General features: G+C 44.3%; 16 protein-coding genes and 1 other RNA gene. 10 read left to right on the forward strand and 7 right to left on the reverse strand.

Annotated features, from left to right (window positions below; translation table 11 throughout):
• Window positions 1-73 precede the first annotated feature (73 nt).
• The 4 genes from Q4492_RS11725 (at window position 74) to Q4492_RS11740 (ending at window position 1,513) form a co-directional block, all read left to right on the forward strand.
• Window positions 74-283, forward strand: coding sequence for a TIGR02449 family protein (locus Q4492_RS11725; protein WP_303418124.1), 210 nt, complete (start codon window positions 74-76; stop codon window positions 281-283).
• Window positions 280-603 carry a cell division protein ZapA gene (locus Q4492_RS11730; protein ID WP_303418126.1) on the forward strand — a complete coding sequence of 108 codons (324 nt, stop codon included), beginning with the start codon at window positions 280-282 and terminating at the stop codon, window positions 601-603. The genes Q4492_RS11725 and Q4492_RS11730 overlap by 4 nt, the downstream gene beginning before the upstream one ends.
• A gap of 132 nt (window positions 604-735) precedes the next feature.
• A non-coding RNA gene (ssrS, locus tag Q4492_RS11735) (6S RNA) lies at window positions 736-916 on the forward strand.
• Window positions 917-928: 12 nt separating this feature from the next.
• Complete coding sequence (locus Q4492_RS11740; RefSeq protein WP_303418297.1) at window positions 929-1,513, forward strand: 5-formyltetrahydrofolate cyclo-ligase; 585 nt, start codon at window positions 929-931, stop codon at window positions 1,511-1,513.
• Window positions 1,514-1,829: 316 nt separating this feature from the next.
• On the opposite strand, the gene Q4492_RS11745 is transcribed toward Q4492_RS11740, so the two are convergent.
• Window positions 1,830-2,759, reverse strand: a complete 930-nt coding sequence (locus Q4492_RS11745; RefSeq protein WP_303418128.1) for an AEC family transporter — start codon at window positions 2,757-2,759, stop codon at window positions 1,830-1,832.
• A 54-nt stretch (window positions 2,760-2,813) separates the two neighbouring features.
• Here Q4492_RS11745 and Q4492_RS11750 point away from each other — a divergent pair, with 54 nt between their 5' ends.
• Complete coding sequence (locus tag Q4492_RS11750; RefSeq protein ID WP_303418129.1) at window positions 2,814-3,332, forward strand: glycine cleavage system protein R; 519 nt, start codon at window positions 2,814-2,816, stop codon at window positions 3,330-3,332.
• A 148-nt stretch (window positions 3,333-3,480) separates the two neighbouring features.
• Here Q4492_RS11750 and argH read toward each other — a convergent pair whose 3' ends face one another.
• Window positions 3,481-4,875 (reverse strand): argininosuccinate lyase, encoded by a 1,395-nt coding sequence (gene argH / locus Q4492_RS11755; protein ID WP_303418130.1) that lies wholly within the window; start codon window positions 4,873-4,875, stop codon window positions 3,481-3,483.
• Window positions 4,876-5,042: 167 nt separating this feature from the next.
• Between argH and hemC the strand changes: the two genes are divergently transcribed.
• From hemC to Q4492_RS11775, 4 genes are read left to right on the forward strand one after another with little or no spacing between them, the layout of a single operon-like run.
• Window positions 5,043-5,984 (forward strand): hydroxymethylbilane synthase, encoded by a 942-nt coding sequence (gene hemC, locus Q4492_RS11760; protein ID WP_303418131.1) that lies wholly within the window; start codon window positions 5,043-5,045, stop codon window positions 5,982-5,984.
• 3 nt (window positions 5,985-5,987) lie between these two features.
• On the forward strand, window positions 5,988-6,773 hold the full coding sequence (locus Q4492_RS11765) for a uroporphyrinogen-III synthase (protein WP_303418132.1): 786 nt from the start codon (window positions 5,988-5,990) through the stop codon (window positions 6,771-6,773).
• A gap of 23 nt (window positions 6,774-6,796) precedes the next feature.
• Window positions 6,797-8,113 (forward strand): uroporphyrinogen-III C-methyltransferase, encoded by a 1,317-nt coding sequence (locus tag Q4492_RS11770; protein ID WP_303418133.1) that lies wholly within the window; start codon window positions 6,797-6,799, stop codon window positions 8,111-8,113.
• Window positions 8,113-9,360, forward strand: coding sequence for a heme biosynthesis HemY N-terminal domain-containing protein (locus Q4492_RS11775; RefSeq protein ID WP_303418134.1), 1,248 nt, complete (start codon window positions 8,113-8,115; stop codon window positions 9,358-9,360). Before Q4492_RS11770 ends, Q4492_RS11775 begins: the two co-directional genes overlap by 1 nt.
• A gap of 81 nt (window positions 9,361-9,441) precedes the next feature.
• Here the strand turns inward: Q4492_RS11775 and Q4492_RS11780 are convergent, their stop codons facing one another.
• The 4 genes from Q4492_RS11780 to trxA form a co-directional block, all read right to left on the reverse strand.
• Window positions 9,442-10,482: an FAD-binding oxidoreductase gene (locus tag Q4492_RS11780; protein WP_303418135.1), complete on the reverse strand. Its 1,041-nt coding sequence runs from the start codon at window positions 10,480-10,482 to the stop codon at window positions 9,442-9,444.
• Window positions 10,483-10,485: 3 nt separating this feature from the next.
• On the reverse strand, window positions 10,486-11,964 hold the full coding sequence (ubiD, locus tag Q4492_RS11785; protein WP_303418137.1) for a 4-hydroxy-3-polyprenylbenzoate decarboxylase: 1,479 nt from the start codon (window positions 11,962-11,964) through the stop codon (window positions 10,486-10,488).
• Between the two features lie 64 nt (window positions 11,965-12,028).
• Window positions 12,029-13,288: a transcription termination factor Rho gene (gene rho, locus Q4492_RS11790; RefSeq protein WP_067862996.1), complete on the reverse strand. Its 1,260-nt coding sequence runs from the start codon at window positions 13,286-13,288 to the stop codon at window positions 12,029-12,031.
• A 228-nt stretch (window positions 13,289-13,516) separates the two neighbouring features.
• The gene (gene trxA, locus Q4492_RS11795; RefSeq protein ID WP_067863000.1) at window positions 13,517-13,843 is read right to left on the reverse strand and encodes a thioredoxin TrxA; all 327 of its coding nucleotides are present in this window, start codon (window positions 13,841-13,843) and stop codon (window positions 13,517-13,519) included.
• A 259-nt stretch (window positions 13,844-14,102) separates the two neighbouring features.
• Between trxA and ppx the strand changes: the two genes are divergently transcribed.
• On the forward strand, window positions 14,103-15,617 hold the full coding sequence (gene ppx, locus Q4492_RS11800) for an exopolyphosphatase (protein WP_303418140.1): 1,515 nt from the start codon (window positions 14,103-14,105) through the stop codon (window positions 15,615-15,617).
• An 80-nt stretch (window positions 15,618-15,697) separates the two neighbouring features.
• Here ppx and Q4492_RS11805 read toward each other — a convergent pair whose 3' ends face one another.
• Window positions 15,698-17,245 carry a phosphoenolpyruvate carboxykinase gene (locus Q4492_RS11805; protein WP_303418143.1) on the reverse strand — a complete coding sequence of 516 codons (1,548 nt, stop codon included), beginning with the start codon at window positions 17,243-17,245 and terminating at the stop codon, window positions 15,698-15,700.
• Window positions 17,246-17,401 lie beyond the last annotated feature (156 nt).

Below are 17,401 nucleotides of genomic sequence, written 5' to 3' on the forward strand. Positions count from 1 at the left end.
CTGCGCTTCTAAAGAATTAACATTTACCGACGAAAAAAGCAGGTTTAAAAAGGTTTAGGAGTCTCGATTCTGCATGGCCGAGCATTATTTTGACGCGCTAGAAAAGAAAGTTGATCAGATACTTGAGCGCTGTACAACACTCGAGCGGGAAAACGCTCAACTACGTGAGCGCGAGCAAACGCTGAAGGAAGAGCGCGCGCAGCTAACTCAAATTAACGAACAAACCCAGAGCAAAATCAAAGCAATGATTGTTCGCCTTAAAGCCTTGGAGCAAAATAGATGAGTCATGCAGATTCTCAAACCGTATCCATTAGCTTATTAGACAAAGAGTTCAGCTTTAACTGCCCAGCTGACGCAGAAGCCGAACTTCTCGCTTCTGCTGACTTACTCAATGAGAAAATGCGGGACATCCGAAAATCTGGGAAAGTACTAGGACTAGAGCGAATAGCTGTTATGGCAGCCTTAAACCTTGCCCATGAGTTGCTACAATCTCGTCAAGAGGTCAATAGTAACGTTGAACAACGGATTCGCCATTTAGGTAACAAAATTGATGCTGCATTACAGAACAGCAGTAACGCCTTAAACACAGATGAAACACCCTAAACCATAAGGGCACGCTTGAATTTTTTTCATATTTCGTCATTTTGCTTAAAATACATACAGTTACATAGCAGCTAACATAAATTAATTTTATTACAAGACCTGACAGTCAAACTAGAAGGCGTATAATGAACATATGCCCTGGGGTGTTCGGTTGTTAGTTACGTCCCTCGAGCCGATAACCACACTTTTGGAGGTTACTCGTAGTTTCTGGTGTGCATGTCCGATTTATCGGGAAGCCTAACGTTACTCAGTAACCCCCTCCTTGAACCTTCGGGTTCAGGGCCATAACCGACGTCGGCACCTTGGGGATCTTCTTTATTTAGTGATGAATAACCGCAAACAACTTCGCCAGCACATTCGCACCTTAAGGCGATCACTCACCCTCCGCCAACAGCAACAAGCTTCACAGCTATTGCTAACAAATATTCGCCATAGAACTGATTTCCGTCGCGCCAAAAATATTGCCATGTATTTACCTAATGATGGCGAAATCAATCCTGAACCTCTCATTCGTTTATGCTGGAAACTAGGTAAACGCGTATATCTGCCAGTATTACATCCGGTCTTACATAACCGCTTATGGTTTGTGCCTTACACACCAAAGACAGAGATGATCAAAAATATTTATGGCATTAAAGAACCTAAACTTATCCCTCATCATAGACGGGCTGCCTGGGCTTTAGATTTGGTTCTACTACCGCTGGTAGCGTTCGACGAAAAAGGCAATCGGATGGGGATGGGCGGCGGCTATTATGACCGTACTTTTAGCTTTAAGGCATCCAGAAAAGGACTAACAGGACCCAAACTAATAGGGCTGGCTCATGAAATTCAGAAAGTGAAAGAGCTACCCACGGAAAACTGGGATATCCCTTTGTCCTCAATTATCACAGATACTAACAACTACCCATAATGGGTTATTAGCTATTAAATACTTGTTGAAATAATGACGCGAGCTCGAAATCAGCATGTGATACACCGGTCATAACGGACCCTAGCACAAACACAACAACTAATATCAATACGAGATCTGGACCTTTTTTCATTACTCTGCCTATAAAGGTTTAGCGTGCATAAAATAAACGCCCGTTTATCTTATGACTGGCGCGTAGTCTTTCACATTTCAAATATTTTGCAACTATTCGCGAAATATCACTTAAATTAGCGTTTCGGCAAGTTACGTCTTAACTTTAATCCAAAAAGATAGAAAGTGCCAATTACTTACTGATTTATAATGATTTTTGCAAAAAAGACAAGAAAATTAACATAAATGGTATGGAAATCATCGAAATTAACGTCTGCCCAGTAATAATAGCGGCCATCATCGGTGCATCACCGCCTAACTGGCGTGCCAATATATAAGACGAAGTTGCCGTTGGTAACGCAGCGTACAACCAAATAACCTCCGCGCTCTCCAGATCTAAAGCCAAAACAAAACACAGCGCAAACGCAATTAACGGCATGAAGCCTAACTTGATAATAGATGCCCAAGCGATCTCTTTACCGCTTTTGACCAGCACTCTAAAACTCAATCCAGCACCAACGGATAGCAAACCTAAAGGCAAGGCCATCCGGCTCAATAATTCAGCTACAGGCTCTAAAATAAGAGGAAAACCTAACCCTGTCTGGTTAAGCAGTAACCCTAACAAGCTACTTATAATCAGAGGGTTCTTAATAATGGCAAGAAAAATAGAGCTTATGTTTCCACTTTTATGTGTAAAAACGGAGAAAACCAACACACAACAAAGGTTCAGTAACGGGATCATGATCGCCATCACTACAGCACCTACAGCAAGACCTAAGCTCCCATAAAGCGTTGCAGAGGCGGCTAAACCTACATAAACATTGAACCGGACAGAGCCTTGATAAAGGGAAGTGAAACCCGCCGCATCAAACTGAGTAAAGAGCCTGACTAAAAATGCTAACGCACTCGCGATCAACACCATTAACAATATAGTTAGACCAACGGCGCCCAAGTCCACCACCGACATATCCGTTGTTGATAACCGCGTAACCAACAAGGTAGGGAAAAGAATAAAGTAGGTCGCTTTTTCGGCCTGTCGCCAAAAATCCTCCCCTGGAAATTGCGCCTTTTTGGCAGCATACCCCAATAGAATCAACGCAAATACGGGCCATAAGGCACTGATTATTTCAAGCATAGTGGTATAGTACTTTTTAAAATAAATAATGATGTAATAGAGTGGAGCAGAATTATGATGACATCTCTTGTATTAACAGTCATCGGCCCTGATAAACCTGGGTTGGTAGAGATGCTAGCACAAACCATCGCAAATAATAGCGGCAACTGGCTTGAATCAGGCATGTCGCGCTTAGCGGGAAAGTTTGCAGGCATTCTAATTACAGAAGTTCCAAAGCAAAACATTGAGCAGTTAATCAATGACTTATCAGCATTAGAGTCTCAAGGGCTTAAAGTTACGGCAGAGCGCTCCGACGCACAAGAAAATACCGTTCCCACGCAGCAGTTCACCTTAGAACTTGTCGGTCACGATAAACCCGGTATCGTACGTGATATATCCAGCGTGCTAGCAAAACATCATGTCAACGTTGAACGCCTCACTACCGAACTCGTATCTGGCTCAATGTCTGCTGAACTGCTCTTTAAAGCAGAAGCCGAACTATTAGCAAGCACTGACTTAGATCTTGATGAGCTTCAAACATCTATTGAAAACATTGCCAACGACTTAATGGTCGATATTGTCTTTAACAAATAGGCGAAACCGTCTGGCTAGGAACACTCACCCTTTTTCACTAAGGGCAGAGTATGTAAACAATCAGACGAAATCTCAAAAAAAACGCACTTTAAAAGGTGCGTTTTTTTGACTGATCCATCGACTAAAAGCTCTTAACTATTAAAAGCATTTAGCTACGCTGGTCCAGCTTAGCCTGGCCACGCTTAACCGCCGCACGAACTTGATCAGGAGCAGTGCCACCAATATGGTCACGGGCTGCAACAGAACCTTCTAGACTCAGCACTTCAAATACATCCTGCTCAATCGTATCAGAGAACTGTACTAACTCTTCTAAGCTCATTTCACCTAGATCTTTGTTCTGCTCAATACCATAAGCAACGGATTTACCCACGACCTCATGGGCATCACGGAACGGCATACCTTTACGAACAAGATAGTCAGCTAAATCAGTGGCTGTAGAAAAACCACGGAGCGCGGCTTCCCTCATACTCTCTTTCTTCGATTCTAATGCCGGCACCATATCGGCAAACGCACGCAAACAACCTTTCACTGTATCTATAGTGTCAAACAGAGGCTCTTTATCTTCTTGATTATCTTTATTGTACGCCAACGGCTGAGACTTCATTAAAGTTAACAAACTCATTAAATGACCATAAACTCGACCACTCTTACCACGTACTAACTCAGGTACATCAGGATTTTTCTTCTGCGGCATAATAGAAGAGCCCGTGCAGAAACGATCCGGCAAGTTAATGAAGTTAAACTGCGCCGATGTCCATAACACTAACTCTTCAGACATACGTGTCATATGCATTAACAGCACACTAGAAGCGGCACAGAATTCAATCGCAAAGTCCCGATCGGATACAGCATCTAAAGAGTTTTCAGCCGGTGCACTAAAGCCAAGCAGCTCACAGGTTAAATCACGCTGAATAGGGTAAGTAGTGCCCGCTAAAGCAGCAGCACCTAAAGGCATAATATTGACACGCTCACGGCAATCAACAAAACGGCTATAATCGCGGCTTAACATTTCAAACCATGCTAGCAGGTGATGACCAAATGTGACCGGCTGAGCCGTCTGCAAGTGCGTAAAACCAGGCATAATGGTGTCAGCCTCGCCTTCGGCCAAGGTCAACAAGCCTTGCTGTAAACGCGTAATCTCCGGCAAGATAAGATCGATCTCATCGCGTAGATAAAGACGAATATCTGTAGCCACCTGATCATTACGCGAACGGCCCGTATGTAGCTTTTTACCTGTAATACCGATTTTAGCAGTTAGAGCAGCTTCTATGTTCATATGCACATCTTCCAGCGCAATAGACCACTCAAACTCACCCCGCTCAATCTCAACGCGAATTTCACCTAAACCACGAATAATGTCATCACGCTCTTGCTCTGTTAACACGCCCGCTTGGGTCAGCATTTTTGCATGAGCAATAGAACCGCGAATATCCTGCAGATACATGCGCTGATCAAACTCTACCGATGCTGTAAAACGTGCTACAAACGCATCAGTTGGCTCATTAAAACGACCACCCCACTGCTGGTTGGTTTTATCACTCATGGGAAAACCTCTACTAACTCAGTTTATGCTGCAACCTAATTCAGGCCAACTCTGTAAATTTGCGCAACATTATATCACGCCCTTTGACTTCACGCGGCTATATCAAGCACGGCAATCTGATACAATTGGCCATAAATATTCCAAATGTCGTACTAGAGACAACTTTTATGAGCAGAACAATCCGCATCGCGACCCGAAAAAGCCCTCTTGCCCTTTGGCAGGCAGAGTATGTTAAAGCTGAACTTGAACGCCACCATGCTGACATCAATGTTGAAATTTTAGGCATAGTTTCTAAAGGCGACAAAATACTCGATGCTCCATTAGCAAAGGTAGGCGGCAAAGGCCTTTTTGTTAAAGAGCTAGAAGAAGCTATGCTATCGGGCGAAGCGGATATTGCTGTTCACTCCATGAAAGATGTACCGATGGAATTTCCTCAGGGTTTAGGTTTGGCCGTTATCTGCCCACGCGAACGCCCTACCGATGCCTTTGTATCTAATAACTACAACAGTATTGATGAACTTCCTGAAGGGGCTATCGTTGGCACATCTTCCCTTAGACGCGAAGCACAGATCAGGGAAAGACGTCCAGACCTTAAGATCAACTGGCTACGCGGCAATGTGAATACTCGCTTACGTAAGTTAGATGACGGAGAGTATGATGCAATCATTCTGGCAACCGCAGGACTTCTACGTCTAAAAATGCCAGAACGTATCCGCACGGAAATCTCTGTAGATGTGAGCCTGCCAGCCGGAGGACAGGGCGCCGTTGGCATTGAGTGCCGCACGGATGATGCCGAGTTAATACAGCTACTTCAAGCTCTACACGACCAAGAAACCACATGGAGAGTAACCGCTGAGCGCGCTATGAACCGACGCTTAGAAGGTGGCTGCCAAGTACCCATCGCCTGCTATGCCACTCTTAATGATGATAACAGCGAGCTTTATTTACGTGGTTTAGTGGCAAAACCTGATGGCACACTTATTCTCAGAGAAGAAGAAACAGGCAAACCGGAAGACGCGGAAGCTATGGGTATCGCAGTCGCCGAGCGCTTATTAACTGCAGGCGCTAAAGAGATTTTAGACGCTGTTTATAACGCTTCTAATGCTTAAACTATGCAAAAAGAGCATCTAACTGGCTTGAGAGTACTCGTTACTCGACCACTACATCAGGCCCAACATTTAATTCAAGCGCTCCGCAGCCATGGCGCGGAGCCTATCGCTTTCCCTCTGCTCAAAATTAGCCCGATCACAGAATCTGACACTAACTACTCTGCTCTAAAACAGAAAATATTAGATTTAGATAACTTTCAGCATTTAATATTTGTTAGTCCAAATGCAGTACATAACGGCTATGATTGGATTGATCAGTATTGGCCACAGCTCCCGATAGGCATAAAATGGTTAGCTATAGGCAAGCAAAGCGCTAACGCCCTAAGCAACTATGGTATAGATGCCTATCACAGCCCATTAGGCTACGATTCAGAGACACTGCTTGCCTCTCCAGCACTCGACAACATTCGCGGAGACAAGGTGCTTATCATGCGCGGAGAAGGCGGTCGTGAAAAATTGGCCGAAGAACTACGTGCACGAGGCGCCGAGGTTAGCTATGCTGAACTCTACCGCCGTGAACAACCAACATACAATGATGGCGAGGTTGCTGAAGCCTTATATAACAATGAGCTTGATGCCATTCTTATCAGTAGTGGAGAAGGTTTACACAACTTGATGAGCATAGGTAAAGGAAGCCAACAACAATTCAGCACTGATTCACTATTAAAATGCCATCTTATAGTGCCAAGTGAACGTATTAAGCACGACGCTGAATCAGCAGGATTCACAAGAATAACCACAGCAGCAGGCCCTGATGATCAATCAATGATCACCACCTTGTTGCAGTAACTGACTTTTGCGGAAATCGACAGATGAGCGACAAGAAGAAAACGCCACAGGAAGAGAGCACTGAAGCGCCAGAAACTAACACACCTGAAGTGTTAGACGAGGCCGCTAAAGAGACAACAAAGGATACAACCGAAGAGGTTGTAGCAGTGGAATCAAAGGACCAGGTCAAAACGACTCCTTCTGCTGAAGACGCTGAGGTCAAAGAGGCGATCGATGAAGCCGTCAAAAGTGCTGAAATAAACAAAACAGCTGCCGCCAATGAAGCCGCCGCCGAAAAGCTCACAAAAAAAGAGAAACAGCGAGCGACATGGCCGGGTAAATTAGCCCTTCCTCTATCGATTATTGCTCTCGGGGCCGCAGGCTATCTTTACTGGTTATCCCTTCAACAAACGAACAACGTTGAACAAAATAACGCTGCCATTGAAGCCCAAGTAAGCGCTTCACTCAGTGCTGCACAAGGTTCAATCGATCAATCTCTTGCCAGCATGAATCAAAAACTTGGCCAGTTACAAGCACAGAGCCAAGCAGACAAGAATAATATTGATGAGCTTCAAGCCCGCTTAACGAAAAGCATCCAGCAAGTTACTGCAACACAAAGCACCTCCCGTAAAGATTGGTTACTTGCCGAAGTGGAATACCTTTTACGCTTAGCGAACCAGCGCGTATTGATGGAACAAACGACTGATGGTGCCATCAAGCTATTAAAATCTGCGGATAAAATACTCAAAGAGACGGATGACGTTTCGATCTATGAAGTTCGCAAAGCCCTCGCCTCTGATATCGCTGCCCTAGAAGCCGTACCCGCACTGGATACTGAAGGGGTATTTTTAAAATTAGATGCCCTTAACCAGCAAGTGCCCAACCTACGCCTAATTCCTATTTCCGAGCAGCGCAAGCTACCCGACTTGCTGGAAGAAGTAACACCCGATTCAGTCTCTGAATCTTGGACTGCTGGCCTAGAAGCATCATGGGGTAAAGCTGTCGATAAACTTGATAAGTTGGTTGTGATTCAACATAGAGACGAGCCAATTGAGCCACTACTCTCACCTGAGCAATCCTACTATCTGCAACAAAACCTGCATCTAATGCTGGAACAGGCACAACTCGCGTTACTGCAACGCAAACAAGCCTCTTATGACGCGAGTTTAGCAAAAGCACAGGACTGGATCTCTACCTATTTTGAAGAGAAAGACAGTACAACCCAAAGCCTTCTAAAGAACATTACTGAACTACAAAGCGTCAAAGTTACCGCAGAGATGCCTGACATCTCAGGCTCGCTACGCACACTTAAAGGCTACTTAGCCCAGATGGCTAAACTGAAGGAACAGGGAGCATCCTAATGAAGATTTTGTTCCTTATTCTATTAGTTATTTTAGGGGCCGGCGCCTTTGTCGGAGAACTGATGATTCAGGACTCCGGTTATGTCTTGATCGCCTATAATCAGACCACCATAGAAACCAGCTTATGGGTGCTACTGGTAGCCCTGCTCATTACCTTTATCCTCTTGCATTGGATAATCAATGTATTGACCCATACAAAATTACCTACAGCTAAACTAAAAGCGTGGAAAGATCATCGCAACCACCTAATTAGCCGCCGTAAAACGCTGAAAGGACTGACCTCTTTATCGGAAGGGAACTGGGCTCAAGCACAGAAACAGCTAGCGCAAGCAGCAGAGCGCTCAGATCTACCTTTAGTCAACTATTTAGCTGCTGCACGTGCAGCCCATGAACAAAATAATGAACAAGCAACAGACGAGTTGTTACAAAAAGCACGTAACTCAACGCCCGAAGCAGAAGTGACTGTTGCTATATCTCAAGCAGAGATACAACTATCACGCGGCCAGCTAGAACCTTGCTTAGCCACTCTTCTACGCCTGCGTACTTTAGCGCCGAAGAATACTTATGTAATGAAGCTCCTAAAAGATATCTACCTACGTCTGAATGACTGGCAGGCACTATCTAAGCTCATTCCAGTATTACGCAAGCATCAAGCGCTAAAAGATGAAGAGCTCACTCAGCTTAGCCGTGAGTGCTATAGCCAGTTACTAGATGAAAGCGTCAGCAAGCTCCCCGTTGAAACGAGCAATGACGATCGACTCAAAGCATTAGGGAAAGCATGGAGCGATCTTCCCAGTGAGCTTTCACGAGATGGAGACTTAGTCCAACGCTACACAGAACTACTTGTCTCCCTTGGCGCAGAGGGGCGTGCTGAACAGAACCTTAGAGATCTTATTAAGCGTAACTGGAATGAACAATTAGTGAACCTCTATGGACGCCTCAGCGGTGAAAACGCGAAGAAACAATTAGATACCGCACGTGGTTGGCTAAAATCTCATGATGATAGTCCAGGCTTACAACTAACCTTAGGGCGACTGTCCATGCGGAATCAACATTGGGGGCAAGCGGTTAAGTATTTTGAGCACAGTCTCGAACTTGGCCCCAGCTCGGAAACCTTAGCTGAATTAGCCCGTCTACTGCGTCATTTAGGTGATGGAGAACGTGCCCAAGCCCTATTACAACAGAACCTTAATCTAGTTGCATCGGGACTACCTGAACTGCCTATGCCAGAACAGGAAAAAGCTTAGCGATTAAAATAGCGCATATAAAAAAGGGATGCTTTGCATCCCTTTTTTATAGTTGATAACAAGTATCCGTATCCCGAACTCTTACTTACTTCTTGGCGCGTAAGCAAAAACATCCGAGTGCATATGCTCTTCCTTAAAACCTTTCGCTTCACAAGCTTCAAGTAAGGCATAAACCATCGCCGGCGAACCACTGGCAAAGATCTCTACATTATCAAAATCATTAAAGTCATCCAAAATAGCTTCAGGCAACAGGCCAACCCGCCCGGTCCAATTTGGACTATTTTCAGATTCACTCACAACCCGCTCAAAATGCACATTGGTATGCTCTGCTGCCCACTGCAAAGGAAGGTTACCTAAATAGATATCATCCTCTACTCGAGCCCCCCAATAAATATAGATAGGGTTACTAAACTGATTAGCTAAAAGGTGTTCAACCACACTCTTCACTTGTGCAAAACCGGTACTTGCTGCCGCAAAAATTAATCGCGTATCAGGACTGATCTTATGCGCCTGTAAATAACAATCACCCTTAGGGATTTCAACTTCCACCGTACTAGCACTTTGTAGATGCTGAATAATATCATTAGACATCTCACCACTAGGTACGTGGCGAATATGAAGCTCTAAGTTACGGCCCTGATCAGGTGCAGAACCTATTGAGAACGATGCTTGCTTCCCATTAGGTAGGATTAAATCTAAATATTGACCTGCATAAAACTCAGCAGACATAGATGCTGTAGCAGGTAACTGAAGGCGCACCCGATAAACATCTGCATTCAGTTTTTCAATCGCTGTAATATCACATTGCAGTTTTTTCACTAGTAGCTCTCCAGGGCATTGCAGCCCCTCTATTTTCACCCTAACGTCGCTTAAAGGCCGACATGTACAAGCAAGCACTTCCTCTGACATCTGATTTATTGTTTTATTTAATTTCAGATGCTTTTCAGGGTAATGCTGAATAATCTCGCCATCTATCAGCCTAACTTCACATATTTCACAAACGCCATTTCTACAACCCACTCGAAGTTGATAGCCATGCCGCCAGAGACTCTCCAATAAAGTTTCGCCGGATTGACCCATAAGTATACGGCCAATATTTTCGATCTCTATCTTATGAGCCATCAATCAATCCAGAATACCTAGGTCATCCCACAGGTCATCGACTTTTTTCTGTACTTCAGAATCCATTTCAATCGGCACGCCCCACTCACGAGTGGTTTCACCTTCCCATTTATTGGTGGCATCCATACCCATCTTTGAGCCTAACCCCGAAACGGGCGATGCAAAATCAAGATAATCTATAGGTGTATTATCAATCATCACTGTATCGCGTTGGGGATCCATACGTGTAGTAATCGCCCAGATCACATCATTCCAATCTCGTGCATTCACATCATCATCACAAACAATGACAAATTTTGTATACATAAATTGGCGTAAGAAAGACCAAACTCCTAACATAATACGCTTTGCGTGCCCTGGGTATTGCTTCTTGATCGTCACAACTGCCATACGATACGAACAGCCTTCTGGTGGCAGATAGAAATCGACAATCTCAGGAAACTGTTTTTGCAAAATAGGCACAAAAACTTCGTTCAATGCCACCCCCAAGATAGCGGGTTCATCTGGCGGCCGTCCTGTATAGGTACTGTGATAGATAGGATTACTACGATGAGTAATACGCTCAACAGTAAAAACAGGGAAACTATCTACCTCATTATAATACCCAGTATGGTCACCAAACGGGCCTTCATCAGCCATTTCATCTGGCTGAATATAACCTTCTAAAATAAACTCTGCACTTGCGGGCACCTGCAAGTCATTGCCTAAGCACTTAACCACTTCAGTTTTACCACCGCGCAATAAACCGGCAAAACCGTATTCTGATAAGGTATCAGGCACCGGCGTTACTGCACCAAGAATAGTAGCTGGGTCAGCGCCTAAAGCCACCGCGATAGGAAACGGTTCACCAGGGTGCTCCTGTTTCCATTCACGAAAATCTAACGCCCCGCCGCGATGAGCCAACCAACGCATGATCAACTTATTTTTCGCAATCAGCTGCTGACGGTAAATACCTAAGTTTTGACGCTCTTTATTAGGCCCACGGGTAATAACTAGTGGCCATGTAACTAAAGGTGCGGCATCGCCAGGCCAGCAGGTTTGAATAGGTAATTTATTCAGATCCACATCATCGCCTTCGATAACATGTTTCTGACAAGCCGCTGTTTTCACGACTTTAGGGCCCATATTCAAAACCTGTTTAAATATAGGCAATTTATCCCACGCGTCCTTCATTCCTTTTGGAGGCTCAGGCTCTTTCAATTGCGCTAAAAGCTTTCCAACCTCTCGCAAAGCTACAACACTGTCTTCACCCATGCCCATAGCAACCCGTTCCGGCGTGCCGAAAAGGTTAGTCAACACGGGGTAATCATAGCCCTTAGGGTTTTCAAACAAGAGCGCAGGACCACCCGCTTTTAGAGTCCGGTCACTAATCTCTGTCATTTCAAGATTAGGATCAATCTCCTGTTTAATCCGCTTAAGTTCGCCACGCTCTTCCAGCATGTGGATAAAGTCGCGTAGATCTTTGTATTTTGGAGTTGCCATATATAGAACCTAGTAAAAACAAAAAAGGGCAAGCATAAGCTCACCCTTTTATACGTAAACTGGTTTATTTCCGTTTCATCGACAGGAAGAATTCATCATTTGTTTTAAAGTCTTTCAACTTATCAATCACAAACTCTGTTGCTGCCGTATCTTCCATTGGGTCAAGCAGCTTGCGTAGAATCCACATACGCTGCAGCTCTTCTTCAGAAGTCAGCAAGTCTTCACGACGAGTACCCGAACGACGGATATTAATGGCAGGGAACACTCGTTTCTCAGCAATCTTACGATCGAGGTGAACCTCAGAGTTACCTGTACCTTTAAACTCTTCGAAAATAACTTCGTCCATTTTGGAACCTGTATCAACCAACGCCGTAGCGATAATTGTCAAACTTCCACCCTCTTCGATATTACGTGCAGCACCGAAGAAACGTTTAGGACGTTCAAGTGCATGAGCATCAACACCACCTGTTAACACTTTACCCGATGAAGGAATAACTGTGTTGTAAGCACGCGCTAAACGTGTGATCGAATCCAGCAGGATCACTACATCTTTTTTATGCTCAGTCAGGCGTTTTGCCTTCTCAATAACCATCTCAGCTACTTGAACGTGACGTGATGGAGGCTCGTCAAACGTTGATGCAACAACTTCACCACGAACGGTGCGCTGCATCTCAGTTACTTCCTCTGGACGCTCATCAATTAGCAAAACGATTAGATGGGTTTCAGGGTTGTTACGCGTAATGCTGTTAGCAATATTCTGTAACATTAAGGTCTTACCCGCTTTAGGTGGAGATACCACCAATGCACGCTGACCTTTACCCATAGGGCAAACAAGATCGATAACACGGGCAGTCAGATCTTCTGTACTACCATTCCCGATCTCCATTCTCAGACGATCCTGCGCAAATAGCGGCGTCAGGTTTTCGAATAGAATTTTGTTCTTGGCGTTGTCTGGTTTGTCGTAGTTAATCTCATTAACTTTCAACAGAGCAAAATAACGCTCACCATCCTTCGGCGGGCGAATCTTGCCTTCAATCGTATCACCCGTGCGCAGATTAAAACGACGGATCTGGCTTGGTGATACATAAATATCATCAGGACCGGCTAGATATGAGGAGTCAGCTGAACGTAGAAAGCCAAAGCCATCCTGTAAAATTTCAAGGACACCGTTGCCATAAATATCTTCGCCACCTTTAGCATGGCGTTTCAGGATAGCAAAAATAACATCCTGCTTACGGGACCGTGCCAAGTTATCCATTCCCATGCCTTTGGCAATATCAAGTAGCTCGGGAACGCTTTTAGTTTTTAATTCGGTAAGATTCATAGTTTGAAGGAAATAAGCACTAAGCTGATTTTTTTATTTGGATGGAATTTAGGAAGAAATACGAAAATGGCCTTTAGGCACAACGCTAAAACAAATTAAAGAAGGATAAAATTCTAGCGGGCTGGCCAAACTTTAGACACTATAGAAGGAAGAAAACCGCCTGTCTATAGTAAACGTTAAGAAAGTGTAATGTTTTATAAAACATCACACTTTACTAAGCTTACTTGCTTACAAATTAGCTTCGATGAAAGCCGCTAATTGTGATTTTGACAAAGCACCAACTTTAGTTGCTTCGACATTACCACCTTTAAACAACATCAGAGTTGGAATACCACGAATACCAAACTTTGGCGGTGTTTCGCTGTTTTCATCAATATTCAGCTTACAAATTTTAAGCTGATCACCATACTCTTTTGCAATCTCTTCAAGAACTGGAGCAATCATTTTACAAGGACCGCACCACTCAGCCCAATAATCCACTAAGACTGCACATTCAGCCTTGAGAACATCTTCGTCGAAGGAAGCATCTGTAACATTTACAATGTTTTCACTCATGGGAACTATTCTCCGCTGCGCCCAACACTTTAATCAGACCGCCGATAATAACACCCAACAGGCCATTGTGTAACGGGGTTGTAGCCAATTAGCGACCATTTTCTCACTCAAAAACATGTTTGACGCCAATAAACTGTTTCAAAACAAGCATCTACTACACCGTCACATTATGTTAACGAAAAGCGACTGCAGCCAAAGCCTTCTTTTGGTACTCTACTCTCCAATTCCTCTCTACTATCATCTATGAGGCTTTTTTGTAATGACCGAGCAGAATACTGCTAGCGAGAACATTGAAGAGCAATTTCTCGCCGCCATAGACCTTGGCTCCAATAGTTTCCACATCGTTGTAGCACAACTCAGCCAAGGCGAATTACGAACGGTTGACGTAATGTCTGATAAAGTTCAACTCGCGGCTGGCATTAATGACAAACGCTACCTAACCGATGAGGCAAAGCAAAGAGGCCTTGAATGTTTAAGTCGGTTTGCTCAACGCATCAAAGACCTACCAAGAGATGCCGTACGGGTAGTCGGTACAAACGCACTACGCGAAGCCAAAAATAGCCGAGAATTTATAGAAGAAGCTGAGAGCATCCTTGGCACCCCACTTGAGATTATTGCAGGACGAGAGGAAGCGCGCCTCATATACTTAGGCGTGGCCCATACATTAGCAGATGACAAAGGCGCTCGTTTAGTCGTTGATATAGGCGGTGGCAGCACCGAATTTATCATTGGGGAACGTTTTGAGCCTAACATGATGGAAAGCCTGCATATGGGTTGTGTTAGCTTCACTCAACGCTATTTTCCTGATGACATCATTAGTGCAAAAAACTTCAAACGCGCCCAAACCGCAGCACTTCAAGAGCTACAGTCAATCAAGTTTTCCTATAAAGACCATGGCTGGAATAGCACAGTAGGTTCATCCGGTACAATAAAAGCGGTTCGTAACGCTTGTATCAGCAACGGATGGAGTGATGACCGCATTACCAAAGATGCGCTACACACACTTAAAGATAAAATCTTAAGTTTTGACAACAGCAATGATATAGATATTGAAGATCTAAAGCCTGAGCGAAGAAAAGTCTTTCCAGCCGGAGTTGCGATCCTTTGTGCCGCATTTGAAGCGCTTGATATTGAAGAGATGCACTTCTCAGAAGGCGCACTCCGCGAAGGGGTGCTTTATGATATGGCCGGGCGATTACGTCATGAGGACGTTCGAGACCGAACCATCAATGCCATTATGCAGCGCTACCACGTAGATCAAGAGCAAGCAGATAGAGTCGAACAAACTGCGCTGATCGCTTGGGCTCAAGTAAAAGAGGAGTGGCAGCTATCGCGTAAACACTACGACATGCTTAGCTGGGCTGCAAAAACCCATGAAATTGGCCTAACCATTGCTCATAGCCAGTTCCACAAGCATAGTGCCTACTTACTAACCCACGCAGACCTACCTGGCTTTACGACACAGGAACAGCTTCAACTAGCAACCTTAGTTCGAGGTCACCGTCGAAAATTCCCAAAAGATGACTTTAAAGCCTTACCAAAACGCTTACAGGAGCCCTACACCCGCCTTTGCGTACTACTACGCATTGCAGTCGTACTCCATCGGAGTCGCTCAAAAGACAGGCTTCCTGCTATCTCTTTTTCTATCGATAACAAAAAGCTGATTATCGAATTCCCTGAAGGCTGGCTAGAACACCACCCCCTAACGCTTGCTGATTTAGAGCAAGAGACTGAATATCTGAACAGTGCCGATATAAAGCTCCGCGTACAGTAAACAGGCTCCAAATAAGCAACGCAGATACAAAAAAGCCCCTGCATTTCTACAGGGGCTTTTCTTTTACCGACGAAAACTAATTAAAGCTTAGGACCCGCGGCAATAATATCTTCAGATACACCATCGAACTTTTTAAAGTTCTCAACAAACTGACCTATCAGGTCTTTTGCTGCTGCATCATAGGTTGATTTATCAGACCAAGTTTCACGTGGATTCAACAAAGAAGAATCTACACCTGGAACAGAAACAGGAACGTTAAGGTTCAAACCATCTAACTTAACAGTCTCAGCATCCGTCAGGGCACCATTCTGTATAGCACTAATAATACCGCGCGTAGTTGGAATACTGAAACGCTCACCAGTACCGTAAGAACCGCCAGTCCAACCTGTATTAACAAGATAAACTTTAGAACCGAACTCTTCGATACGCTTCATTAGCAATTCAGCGTAAACATGCGCTGGACGCGGAAAGAAAGGAGCACCAAAACAAGTAGAGAAGGTAGATTTAATACCACCACCAGAACCCATCTCAGTAGAACCTACAAGTGCTGTATAACCAGAAAGGAAGTGGTACGCAGCCGCTTCTTTAGTTAATACAGAAACAGGTGGCAATACACCGGTTAAATCACATGTAAGGAATACGATAGAATCAGGCTCATCACCCATATTCAGCTCGGTACGTTTCTCAACATGCTCTAGTGGGTATGCGCAGCGACCATTTTCAGTCAGTGACGTATCATCATAATCAGCAGTACGCTTCTCATTCAATGTTACGTTCTCAACGATGGCACCAAAACGAATCGCATCCCAAATGATTGGCTCATTTTTCTGGCTTAGGTTGATAGTCTTCGCGTAGCAACCACCTTCAAGGTTAAATACAACGCCTTTACCCCAACCATGCTCATCATCACCAATAAGGTAACGATCTGGATCGGCAGAAAGGGTGGTTTTACCTGTACCTGAAAGGCCGAAGAACAATGTAGTGCTGTTATCTTCACCTACGTTTGCAGAACAGTGCATAGGAAGCACATCTTTTTCTGGTAGTAGGAAGTTCTGAACAGAGAACATCGCTTTCTTCATCTCGCCCGCATAACGCATGCCCACAAGCAATACTTTACGCTTAGCGAAGTTAAGAATGACACAACCGTCACTGTTCGTACCATCGCGCTCTGGCTCACATTCGAACCCAGCCACGTTTAGTACTTGCCACTCTTCTTTCGCTTTTGGATTGTATTCCGCAGGGCGAATGAACAGGTTTTGACCAAACAGATTCTGCCACGCAGTCTGAGTTGTCATTTTAACAGCAAGATAGTGACTTGGATCAGAACCGACATGTACGTTAGATACAAAGTGTTCTTTATCCGCTACAAACTCTTCTACACGAGTCCATAGGGCATCAAACTTATCAGCATCGAAAGGACGATTAATATTGCCCCAATCGATTGAATCTGAAGTACTTGGCTCATCAACGATGTAACGATCCATCGGAGAACGGCCTGTACGTTTACCTGTTGTTACTACTAAGGCGCCTGAATCAGCTAATATCCCTTCACCATTTAAAATGGCTTTTTCTACTAGCTCAGCTGGGCTTAAATTTTGGTGTGCAATGTTCAATGAATCTTTGGTCATTACTGGGTTCCCTTGGCATAGGCGCCAATAACGTTTCCTAAATAAGGCGTAAGGTATATGTATATATCGTATTTATAAGGACGCGTATTATGCACAAAAATCGCACGAAACGCCATTACAGAAAGCGATTCTAAGTTGACTTAACGCAAATTTGAG

The organism is Neptuniibacter sp. 1_MG-2023 (genome assembly GCF_030547185.1).
GTDB lineage: Bacteria > Pseudomonadota > Gammaproteobacteria > Pseudomonadales > Balneatricaceae > Neptuniibacter.